Source organism: Chromobacterium fluminis, from assembly GCF_011602385.1.
Lineage (GTDB): Bacteria > Pseudomonadota > Gammaproteobacteria > Burkholderiales > Chromobacteriaceae > Chromobacterium > Chromobacterium fluminis.
In genome coordinates this window covers 1-12,147 of record NZ_JAAOMA010000076.1, presented here as the reverse complement: position 1 = coordinate 12,147, position 12,147 = coordinate 1, and the positions used below count along the sequence as shown (strand labels likewise).

At 63.7% G+C, this 12,147-nt stretch carries 5 protein-coding genes; all 5 read left to right on the top strand.

The window, feature by feature from the left end:
* The first annotated feature begins 379 nt into the window (after positions 1-379).
* Positions 380-1,063: a response regulator transcription factor gene (locus HA052_RS25960; protein WP_166454258.1), complete on the top strand. Its 684-nt coding sequence runs from the start codon at positions 380-382 to the stop codon at positions 1,061-1,063.
* Positions 1,064-1,264: 201 nt separating this feature from the next.
* Positions 1,265-3,529, top strand: coding sequence for a sensor histidine kinase (locus HA052_RS25955; protein ID WP_166454257.1), 2,265 nt, complete (start codon positions 1,265-1,267; stop codon positions 3,527-3,529).
* Between the two features lie 134 nt (positions 3,530-3,663).
* Complete coding sequence (locus HA052_RS25950) at positions 3,664-5,154, top strand: lytic polysaccharide monooxygenase (RefSeq protein ID WP_166454256.1); 1,491 nt, start codon at positions 3,664-3,666, stop codon at positions 5,152-5,154.
* 251 nt (positions 5,155-5,405) lie between these two features.
* A complete protein-coding gene (locus tag HA052_RS25945) occupies positions 5,406-6,869 on the top strand; it encodes a lytic polysaccharide monooxygenase (RefSeq protein WP_166454255.1) in 1,464 nt (487 codons plus the stop codon).
* 501 nt (positions 6,870-7,370) lie between these two features.
* Positions 7,371-12,147, top strand: a 4,777-nt coding sequence (locus HA052_RS25940; RefSeq protein ID WP_206119063.1) for a hypothetical protein, incomplete at its 3' end; no start/stop codon positions are given.

Sequence of the window (12,147 nt, the reverse complement as noted above, 5' to 3'; positions counted from 1 at the left end):
TTGAGACTTGTCATGGGGTTACTCCTGCGCTTGCGCGCTGTCTTGATGAAGATTCGCACCTCTATCAAAACGGGTAACCCCACCTATCGGCAAGGCCTGACTGTCAGATCAAATCGGAACTTCTACAAATTAAATATCTCCTTGGAATGTTTGTTGATTTGTTTCAATTCGATGGAGATGAACTAATTAAGGGCTTTTTGAGAAAGTTAAGAGTAATCCTATATCTTCACGGATCCCCTTTCCGCAAGAATCACCTTCTTTATGCGAATTACGGCGGCCTCCTATCTAGGCTTTGGAGTTTGCGAGCGCTCAGTGGCGCCTGACGCGCTCCGCTTCCGCTTCTGCCGTGAATCCGCCCCATTTAGCCGAAACACATACTATGATTGTCGCAATTTTAGAAGACTGTCCGCTCCAATCCGCTCGCGTAGTCCAACTATTGGAACAGCATGGCCATCAGCCTGTCGCCTGCGCCGACGGCGACCGATTCGTCGCCCAGTTCCGACAGCAGCGTTGCGATGCGATGTTGCTGGATTGGGAGGTGCCCGGCCGGGACGGCGTGGAGGTGCTCAAGTGGGCGCGCGCCAAACTGCCGCAAGCGCTGCCCATTCTAATGGTGACTCAGCGCGACGACGAAGAAGACATCGTGTTGGCGTTGGAGCACGGCGCCGACGATTACCTGCAAAAGCCGATCCGCGAGCGTGAACTCCTGGCGCGGCTGAACGCCCAGTTCCGCAAACAGCTGCGCTTGGGCGATCCCGAGGCCTCATTCGAGGCGGGCGGCTACACTTTCAGTCCGGAAGCGCGCAGCGTCAGTTTTCCCGGCGGCAAAGCCACGTTGCCGGCGCGAGAGTTCGCTTTGGCCACGCTGTTGTTCCGCAACCTGGGCCGCATTCTGACAAAGGACTTCCTCAGTCAGCGCATCTGGGGCCAGGCGGACCGCAAATACGACGCCAGCCTGGCCACCTATGTCAGCAATCTGCGCTCGGCGCTGGGCTTAAGGCCGCGCAACGGCATGGTGATCTCCACCGTGTACAACTACGGCTACCGGCTGGAGAGGGTCTGAGCTGCTCATGATCCGTAGCGCATCGGGAGACGCCGGGCGCGATGCGCGCCGTCTCCCGAACGTGTGCGTGCCGTATGCCCGCTTCTCGTTTACAGCCGGTCCCGTCTCGTCCCGCGCTTGCTCGGTAGATTTTGAACAAGTTCATAGCCTTGTGTCGGCAGCTCGATCCCTCGCGTTTTCATTCCGCGTTTTGGATGCCTTATGAAATGGTTTTCCCAAGCGCGTCGGCGTGTGCGTCGGCATGATGTGCGTTTTTTGGTCGCGTTCGTCCTTCTAGCGACCGTGTTCGCCATCCCCAATCAGGACGCGCTGTTCCATTCGCTGGACCGTTTGTATTTCGAACTGCTTTCCACGCTGCAAACTGAAGACGATGAACACGATGTCGTGCTCGTCAACGTCGACCAGGCCACGGTACAGGCGCTGGGCCACGAAGAGGTCAACGGCAATGTGCTCTATGCCTCCTTGCTTGAGCGCCTGAGCCAGGCGGACAGCGTGGCGCTGAACATGAACCTGATGTCGCGTCGAGACGAAGGCATGCTGGCGGACGCCATCCGGCGCCACGGTCGCGTGGTGTTGGCCTTGCCGGCCGAACTCCAGCAAGGGAAAGGGAGAGACGGCCCCTGGCCTTCCGTCGTGTACGCGGCGGCGGCGGGGCAGGGACATCGCGACCTGCTGATCGGCGATCGCAGCGTGGTCACCGGCATCGTGCCTTACAAACTGCATGGGGAGAAACTAGCCCCGCATATGGTGATGGAGGCGATCCGCGTCGCCGGCTACGAGCTGCCGCCGCGGGAAAACACCTGGTGTCTCGCCGCATTTTGGCGGCGTTGCACGCCGCAGAGCGATGGCTGGCTGTTGGTATTGCCGGCTCATCACCATATTCAGCAGTATTCGATGTTGGATGTGTTGACCGGCGCGGTGCCGCGTGCGGCGTTTCACAATAAGATCGTTTTTGTGGGCCACTTGGCGCTGGATCCGTTCAATGGGCTGCGCTCCAACCGATACCCGTTGGATCGCGAAGGCCATACTCGCAGCCAGATTCTGGCTTTGCAAACCCAGGTCTTGATGAATCACGGCCCGGTCGCCATGCTGGCCGCCCCGTACAAGCTGTTGGTCAATGTGGGCATTATGCTCGGCCTGTTGCTGATCTGCCTGCTGACGCCGCCGGCGCGCATGCATGCCCGCGCCTGTTTGTGGCTGGGTGGCTGTTGGCTGGTGTCCACCTTGCTGCTGCTGCAAAGCCAGATCTGGATCCCTGTCAGCTCGCCTTTGATCGGCGGTCTGCTGATCTACGCCGGCTGCGCTTGGCGCTGGCAGACCAAGACTCATCTATTGCTACGGCAGGAAATGGCGGCGATGCAACTGAGCTTGCGCGAGGCCGGCATGGAGCTGCCGCTACGCGGCCAGGCGGCCGAGGCCGGTTCCGATGAAATAGAGCGCTTGATGCGGCAGATGCGCGCCTGGCAAAACTCTTACGCCAGCGTGCTCAATATGCTGCCTTATCCGATTTTCTTCGAGCAGGGCGGCAAAATCATCCTCAGCAACCAGGCGGCGCGCAAGCTGCTGTGCGAGCACGGCGCCCCGGACAAAGCCGAAACCTGGGTGCTGGACCTAGCCGCACCGGCGCGCGAGAAGGCGCTTCGCAGCGGCGGCATTGGTGTGGAAGAGGTGCGCAGCGGCCAGGGCGAGCACATGCTGCTGGTCACGCCCTGCCAGGAACTTTGCGACGGACTGTCCAGCAGCCTGATCAGCCTGGTAGACCTGCAAAACGTCAAGGCCAGCGTATCCGGCGACCGGCGCGTGCTGCGCCAGATGGCGCACGACCTGCGCAACCCGCTGACCACCATGTTGGCGATGATTGAACAGCGAGGCGGCGAAACCGGACCGCGGCAGGATCAATTCTTCAACGATCTACGCCGACAAGTGCATTACAGCTTGCGCGTGTCGCAGGACTTCATGCAACTCTCACGGGCGGAACAACTCGATCCGGCCGGCTTTCTCCCTGTGGCGTTGACCGATCTGGCCGAAGACGCGATGGATCAGATCGCCCCCGGCGCCCGTCAAAAGCGCATCACGCTGCATGGACCGGAAACAGCGGAAGCGCTGTGGGTGCGAGGCCATTACGACATGCTGCTGCGCGCCGTGGTCAATGTGCTGGACAACGCCGTCAAATACTCGCCATCCAATAGCCATATCGTGGTGAGGCTGGAACGATGGGGCGAGATGGCCGGCATCAGCGTAACGGACCAGGGCATAGGCATTCCCGAGCACGCGCTGCCCAGGCTGTTTGAACTGTTCTATCAAGTGGACGAAGGCCGCCGCGACGGGGCCGGTTTGGGCCTGCCCTTCGTCAAGGCCGTGATGCAGGCCCATGGCGGCAGGGTAGAGATCAAATCCCAAAGCCGACTGGGCAGTGAATTCCGGTTGCTGGCTCCGAAGATGGCGGCGGGGGAGGAAGAGGGCTGACGCGTCGGGTTTGAGCTTCTCTTGAGATTGATTGGGCTGGGAGAGCGGGTTTGGAACAATGCGGGCAGGCTGGGGCTGCGTCAAAGACCGCCTTGGCCTGATGTGACCTTACCCACCTTTAATCAAGGAATACCATGTCCGCATCCCGCAACGCCGGCAAGCTCGCTCTGCCCGCGCTGGCCCTGAGCCAGATTGCCGTCTCCCTGATGATTCTGTCACCAAGCACCGCCAGCGCGCATGGCTCAATGGAAGAGCCGATCAGCCGCATCTACTACTGCCGGAGCTCGGATAATCCGGAAAGCCCCAGAACGCCGGGGTGCCAGGAGGTAAAGAGACACAACGGCAGTCCGCAAGCCATTTATGACTGGACTAGCGTGCTGAACGGCAACGCCGGCGGTAATCACCAGAAAGCCGCACCGGACGGCAAACTGTGCGCCGGTGGCAACGCCAAAACGTTTGGAGGCCTGGATGCGGTCAATGACCCATACGGCAAACCCATCCCCTGGCCCGCCACCACCATCCAGCCGGGTCCGGATGGAAAATACACGATGACTTATCATCAGACCGCCAAGCACGCCACGGCTTATTTCAAGTCCTATATTACCAAGGATTCCTATGATTTCAGCCGCGCGCTGCGCTGGGATGACCTGCAGCTGATCGGTGATTCCGGTCCGGCAGCGGCGGAAACCAAGACCAAGCTGGATGTCAAAATCCCGGCCGGCATGCAAGGCAAGCGCGTGATCTACAACGTATGGCAGCGCAGCGACAGCGCCGAGGCTTTCTATAGCTGTTCGGACGTCAACATCGTCGCCAATAATGTCGACTTCAAGCCGCTGGGACCGCTGGTGGCCACCCCGCACGACGCCAAGCCCAACTCCACCGTCACCCTGCGTATTTTCGATAAGGCCCGTGGCGCGGATATCGAAAAGCACACCATCACGGTGGCCGCCGCTCAAACCTCGCCGGACGCGTGGTCCTATGCGTTGGCGGTCGAAACCAACGCCAAATCGCGCGTGGTCAATGTCGGCCAGCTGCAAAAAGGCAAAGTAGTGCCGGTCAAAGATGCCTCAGCCAACACCGTGTTTGGTCTGGGCGCAGAATACAGCTTTGCGTTGGAACACAAGGATGGCGGCACCAACCCGCCGGATGAAATCGCGCCGGGCAAGGTCACCGTCACTGGGCCGGCCAGTGCCGACAGTGGCGCCAATGTCAGCCTGTCGGCCCAGGCGGCCGCCGGCACCCATCTGAAATATCAGTGGACCGTGTCGCCCAGCATCGCCGGGCTGCCGTTGAACGCCGCCACCCTCAACTTCAAGGCACCGATGCTGAAGCAGGACACCGACTACAGCTTCAAGGTCAAGGTCAGCAATGCGCTGGGCAGCAAAAGCGGCAAGCACAGCTTGACGGTCAAGGCCAAGGACGATGGCGCCACGCCGCCGCCGGTGGAAGGCAGCTGGGACGCCAAAAAGGTTTACAACAAGAACTGCACCAAGGTGAGCCACAAGGGCAAGGAGTGGATGAACGGCTGGTGGATTCAGGGCTTGGAACCGGGTTCGGATGGCACTTGGGGCGCATGGCGCACCGTGGGTTCGTCCAATATGCATAGCGAGTGCAAGGGCAAGTAAGGCCTGAGGGTTGGTCACGCCCAAGCTGAGTGCCAGCCCTGCGCGCGATTAACTCCCGGCTTTGGGTCTCGCCCGGCAAGCATGGTCTTGCCGGGCATTTTATTTTTGTATGAAAAACACCTGATTTTGGATTTTTTTGAGAATGATTGGGCGTCTTGTCAGGGTTTGGAACAATGCCGGCAAGCCATTCCGCCGCCGCAGCGGCCGGGGAGTGCGCGACAACCCAACCCTTTGACTAAGGTTTTAGAAATATGACCGTATCCCGCTCCTCCGGCAAACTCATCCTGCCCGTGTTGGCCCTGAGCCAGATCGCCGCCTCCCTGATGGCCATTGTCCCGTCCACCTCCTCCGCCCATGGTTCCATGGTGAATCCGCCCAGCCGCGAATACGCCTGCAATACTTTCGACACCCCGTGGAACAACCCCACCTACCCAAGTTGCGGCAAGATCGCTTCTTTGAGCGGCAGCTGGATGTCCAATGCGCAGGGCGGGGTGAAGAGCAATCACAAAGACTACGTCAAAGACGGCTTGCTGTGCGCCGGTGGCAAACAGGACTGGAAAGCACTGGATGCGGCCGATTTCAAAGGCCGGGTCACCAGCGTGACGCCGGATGCCCAAGGCAAGGCCGTATTTGAGTACAAGCAAACCGCCGGCCACATCTCCAGCTATTTCAAAACCTATATCAGCAAGGATAGCTATGACCCGAAGCGGGGCTTGCGCTGGGACGATCTGGAACTCATCGGCGACAGTGGCAAGCTGCCGCGTCCGGAAAACAACAGCATCACCAAGCTGGCGGTGAAGATTCCGGCGCATCTGACCGGCAAGCGCGTGGTGTACAGCGTTTGGCAGCGTGATCCGAGCGATAACGCCGAAGCGTTCTACGCCTGTTCCGACGTGGACGTGGTGGCCAATAATATCGAATGGAAAGCCAGCGGAGCGCTGGAAGGCGGTCAGGTCAATACCGGCGTCACGCTGACCCTGCGCGTGTTTGACAAAGTGCGCGGCGGCGATTTGGAACAGCACAGCATCGTAGTGGCAAAGGGGCAGGAAAAACCGGAGCAATGGATGCACGCCTTGGCGACCAAGACCAATCTAAGCTCCGGCCTGGTCCGGGTGGGCAAGCTGATCGGTTCGGAAATCAAGCCGCAATTCAGCGCCTCCGAAAACCAGGTGTTTGGCCGAAACCAGCAGGTGAGTTTCGCGATCGACCAGCATCATGGCGGCACCAACCCGCCGGACGACATTGCGCCGGGCAAGGTTACCGTTAGCGGCAAGGCCGAAGCCAAGGCCGGCGAAGTCGTGAGCCTGAGCGCTGCCGTTGCAGTCGGCACCAATCTGAAATACCTGTGGACGGTGTCGCCCAGCATCTCCGGGCTGACCTTGAACACCTCCACCCTCAACTTCAAGGCCCCTGAGTTGAAACAGGACACCGCTTACAGCTTCACCGTCAACGTCAGCAATGCTCTAGGCAGCCAGAGCGGCAAGCACAACCTGACAGTCAAGGCCAAGGAGGATGGCGCCACACCGCCGCCGGCGGAAGGCATCTGGGACGCCAAGAAGGTTTACAACAAGATCTGCACCAAGGTGAGCCACAAGGGCAAGGTTTGGATGAACGGCTGGTGGATTCAGGGTAAGGAGCCGGGCTCGGATGGCGTGTGGGGTGTATGGCGCGTGGTTGGCGCACCGGAAATGCATAGCGATTGCAAGGAAAAGTAAGGCCTTGATGGCGGCGGCTTGAGGTTCAGCCCTGTCGAAAACCCCGCCCCGACGGCCATCAGAGCGTATTTACGATCTAGCAAGCTAAGGCGAGACAAAGCTAAAACGGCTGAGAAAGCGGAGTGTACAAGTGGTACATGAGCATTTCGAAGCGGTACTCACCGCGTCACGTTTCACGATGCGCAACTGATCGTAAACAGGTTTTCTGGCCGCCGGGGCGGGGCCCATTCATGCGTCGATGCAAGCGTTTTGAGCCAGGTAGGCCGTTTCTGCTTGCCGCGGAAATGGATTTAACCGTGTGTAGAGGGTGTTTGGGGGACCGCGTCTGCCTTGGATAGAGCTGTACACGGCGATTATTGCCGGTGGCAGGGTAAACGTATGTGGTTATGGTTGTGAATTGTACCGCCGTCTTGATATGAGTTTTTTTCATTCCGCCCTAAACTTTTCCCCAATTCTCTAGATAAGACTTCTCGAATAATCCGATTTTCGAGAGGTCGCATAATGGTTGCAGTGGTGTCGGGCGTGGGTTTGGGTTTGCAGAACAGTTCGCTGGCGGCCTTGGGCGGGCAGGGCCAATTGGGCGAGGCCGCCTTCGGCCGTGGCGGCGAACGGGTCTACGTCAACGCCGGCAACGGCAATCTGGTGCTGCAGCGCCGCGACGAATTCCTCGCCGGCAACGGCCTGCCAATTCAACTGGTCCGCACCTACAACAGCCAGGGACGAGGCGGCGACGCCGGCAACTGGCGCCTGGGCTACAGCCGCCAGCTGTTCGACTTCAACGGCGCGCCGGGCAGCGCCGGCTCGCAACTGCGCCGTCAGGCCGAGGACGGCAGCGATACGCTGTACCGCTACGACGCGGCGAGGGGAGTGTATCTGGCGCAAGGCGGCGTCGGCGCCGAAGACACCGTGCGCTGGGACGGCCAGACCTGGATCTGGACCGACGGCGACAGCCAGAGCCAGGAGCGCTACGACGGCGCCGGCCGGCTGCAGCAAGTGCAAAGCCGCGACGGCCAGACCATCGCGCTGGACTACGACGGCGCCGGCCGCATTGTCGGCCTGCGCAGCGCCGACGGCGAGACGCTGTTCATCGACTACGACGCCCAGGGCCATCTGAGTCAGCTGCGCAGCGTGTATCGCGACGGCGAGCAGCACAAGACGCTGACCCGTACCCGCTACGGCTACGACGAGCAGAACCGGCTGAGCAGCGTCACCACAGATCTGAGTCCCGACGACAACAGCGTCGCCGACGGCCAGGTCTACACCACCCGCTATGCGTACGACGGCGCCAGCCAGCGGCTGGCCAGTCTGCAGCAGAGCGACGGCAGCCGGCTGGACTTCGCTTATGCGCAGGTGGACGGCGATTACCGCGTGCTCAGCGTCAGCGACGTGCGCGGCGAGCAGACGCTGACCACCACCTTCGACTACGACGCCGCGGGGCAGCGCACCGTGGTCCGCGACGCCGCCGGGCTGCGCACCGAACTGAACTACCGCGACGGCCTGCTGCAACGAGTGGCCGGCGGCGGCGTCGAGCAACGCTTCGACTACGACGGCCACGGCCGGGTCAGCGCGATCACCGACGGCCGCGGCCAAACCGCCCGTTTCGACTACGACGCCGCCGGCAACCGCGTCGGCGTGCGCGACGCGCAGAACCAGCAGACCCGACGCCGTTACAACGCCCAGAACCAGCTGCTGAGCGAAACCGTCGACGGCGCCGGCACCCGGCGCAACGTCTATGACGCCAGCGGCCTGCGGCTGCGCTTCAGCCTCAGCGCCGAAGGCCGGGTGGAAGAGCGCCGCTACGACGCCCAGGGCCGCGAAGTCAGCCGGCTGCTGTACCAGGGCGGCGTGTTCGCCGGCGCCGACGACGCCACCGGCGAAGCCGAACTGCAAGCCTGGGCGGCAAAGCAGGACCGGTCCCGCGTCGAACGCAGCGACACCGGCTACGACCTGCGCGGCCTGGTGGCCAGCACCACCCGCTACGCCACCCTGGACGCCGAGGGGAAGGGCGTGGCCGACGGCCGGCACAGCAGCGTGCGCTACGTCTACGACCCGGCGGGCAATCTGCTGCAGAAGCTGGACGGCGTCAGCGGCGCGGTGCTGGCCGACTACCTCTACGACGGCCTGAACCGCGTGGTGCGCAGCCGGGACGGCGCGGGCGTGGCCACCACCACCGTCTACCAGGACGCGCAGCGGCAGACCCGGGTCAGCCTGAGCAACGGCCTGAGCACGGTGAGCAGCTACGACGCGGCCGGCCAGTTGCTGGCCGTGGTGCAACAAGATGCCGGCGGCCCGCTGGGCACCGCGCGCAGCGAATACAACGCGCGCCAGCTGCCGGTCAGGCTGACCGACGCCAACGGCGCCGCCAGCGTTCTGCTCTACGACGAACGCGGCCGTAAAGTCGGCCAGGTCGACCCGGCGGGGAGCGTCACCGAATGGCGCTACAACGGCAAGGACCAGATCATCGCCAGCCTGCGCTACGCGACCCGGATCGACATCGCCCGGCTGAGCGGCGACCCGGCGGCGCTGTCGCTGGCCGCGCTGCGTCCGGCGGCGAATCCGGCGGAAGACCGCATCGAACGCCGGCTATACGACAGCCTGGGCCGCCTGGTCCAGACCGTGGACGCCGAAGGCGGGGTCGAGCGCCACCAATACGACGCCGCCGGCCGGCTGACCCGCAGCACCCGCTACGCCACGCGGCTGAGCGCCGAACAACTGGCGGCGCTGGCGAGCCAGCCCGGCGAACTGGACCCGTCCGACGCCGCGCTGCAGCCGACGGCCGATCCGGCCGGCGACCGCGTCAGCCGCCGCTACTACGACCGCGACGGCCTGCTGCTGGCCAGCCTGGACGGCGAAGGCTATCTGAGCGAAACCCGCTACGACGGCGCCGGCCGCGCGATCGAAACCGTACGCTACGCACAGCGCGCCCGCGCCGGCGACACGCTGGAGGCCCTGCGCCCGGCCAGCGACGATGCCGACCAACGCACGCGCAGCCTGTACGACGGCGCCGGCCGGCTGGTGGGGCGGATCGACGCCGAAGGCTACCTCGACGAAACCGTTTACGATGCCCAAGGCCGGATTGTGCAAACGATACGCTACGCCACCCGCGTCGGCGGCGGCGACAACCTGGCCGCGCTGCGCCCGGCGGCCGACCGCAACGACCGCCAAGTGCAGCGCCAATACGACGCCGCCGACCGGCTGCTGCGCGAAGAACACCGGCCGAGCGGCCTGATCGTCCGCTACCAATACGATGCCCAAGGCCAAGTGATCGCCGTGACCCGCCAGGCCGGCGACGACGCGCGCCGCCAGCTCAAGCGCTACGACAGCCAGGGCCGGGTGAGCCAGGAACTGAGCGGTGAAGGCGCCCAGGCGCTGGCCGCGCTCGGCGCCGACGCCGACGCCCCGCAAATCGACGCCGTCTGGTCGCGCTGGGGCACCCGTCATTACTACAACGCCGGCGGCCAACGCACCGCCAGCCTGGGCCCGGACGGCCAGGGCGGCGCCGGCGCGCGCACCCTGTACTACTACGACGCCGCCGGCCGCCTCAGCCACACCCTCAACAGCCTGGGCGAAATCAGCGAAGTGCGCTACAACGCCTTCGGCGACGTCGTCGCCACCCAGCGTTACGCCACCCGGCTGGGTGCCGGCGCGCTGGCCGCGCTGAACGGCGGCAGCCAAAGCGGCTTGCCCGGCGGGCTGCAAAGCGAGGCCGACCGCCTCGAAACCAGCCAATACAATCGCCTGGGCCAACGCCTCGCCGCCGGCGACCGCCTGAACGCCGAACGCGAACACTGGCGCTACAACGCCTTCGGCGAAGCCGTGGCTTATCGGCAGCGGCTGGACGCCGCGCGCGGCAGCTGGCAGACCAGCGGCTACGACCGGCGCGGCCTGCTGCAAAGCCAGACCCGCGACGCCGAAGGGTTGGCGCTGCGGACGGAATCCCAGTACGACGCCTTCGGCCGGCCGATCGAAAGCGTGGACGCCAACGGCCACCGCCGCCGGCTCGACTACGACAAACTGGGTCGTCAGATCGTGACGCAAGACCCGCAAGGCGGCCGTCAAAGCCAGGCCTACGACGCCTTCGGCCGGGTACTGAGCCAGATCGACGAGCTGGGCCGCGTGACCACCACCGCCTATGACGACGCCAGCGGCCGCGTCACCGTCACCCAGGCGGACGGCGTCCAGACCATCACCCAGAAGAACGGCCACGGCGACACCGTGCAACTGATCGACGGGCTGGGTCAGGCGACGAGCTACCAATACAACCGCGACGGCCAAGTGCTGAGCACCACCACGCCGGCGGGAACCACCCGTAGCGGCTACGACAGCGCCGGTCATCAGATCGAGAGCGTCGACGCCAACGGCACCCGCACCGTCTACCACTACGACGCGGCGGGCCGGGTGCTGCAACGCACCGTGGACCCGGACGGCCTGAAACTGAGCAGCCGCAGCGAATACGACGCGGAGGGCCGCGTGCTGCGGCAAACCGATCCCAACGGCCGGGTGACCGAGCAGCGCTACGACGCGGCGGGCCGGCTGCAAAGCCTGATCGTCGATCCGGACGGGCTCAAGCTGACGACCACCTACGGCTACGACGCCCAGGGACGGCAGATCCGGGTGACGGAAGCGGCGGGGACGGCGCAGGCGAAGACCACCGACTACGAATACGACGGCGCCGGTCGTCGGGTGCGGGAGACGGTGGACCCGGAGGGGCTGAAGCAGAGTACGGTGTACCAATACGACGGCCAGGGCAATGTGGTGTCCAAGACCGACGCGATGGGCAAAACCGCCCACTACATCTACGACGACAATGACCGCTTGCGTTACAGCCTCAATGTGCAAGGTCTGATGACGGAAACGGTATACGACGCGGCGGGGCAGGCGGTGCAAAGCCGACGCTACGCGACACCGGTATCGGTGTATGGCCTGAGCTCCACGCTGACGGCGGCTGAACTGGCGGGGCGGTTGATAACCCATGAGAAAGACCAGAGCACGCGCACGGTGTACGACGCGGCGGGCCGTCCGAGCCTGAGCATCGATGAGGCGGGCTATGTAAGCGAGCGGCGTTACGACGCGGCGGGGCGGGTGACGGACACCATACGCTACGCCAAGAGCCTGGCGCAGATGGGGCTGTCGGCGGAGCGCCTGCAAGAGCGCGCCCAGGCCAACCTGCTGCGCAACAGCCTGTTCGAAGCCTCGGCGCCGGGCAAGGTGGCGAACTGGGGTTATGAGGCGTGGAACGCCGACGCCGAAGTGGGCGGCAATCTGAACGCCGACTGGC

Excerpts from the sequence above, each read along its gene's own strand:
- HA052_RS25960 (WP_166454258.1), top strand. The coding sequence starts at position 380 with ATGATTGTCGCAATTTTAGAAGACTGTCCGCTCCAATCCGCTCGCGTA.
- HA052_RS25955 (WP_166454257.1), top strand. The coding sequence starts at position 1,265 with ATGAAATGGTTTTCCCAAGCGCGTCGGCGTGTGCGTCGGCATGATGTG.
- HA052_RS25950 (WP_166454256.1), top strand. The coding sequence starts at position 3,664 with ATGTCCGCATCCCGCAACGCCGGCAAGCTCGCTCTGCCCGCGCTGGCC.
- HA052_RS25945 (WP_166454255.1), top strand. The coding sequence starts at position 5,406 with ATGACCGTATCCCGCTCCTCCGGCAAACTCATCCTGCCCGTGTTGGCC.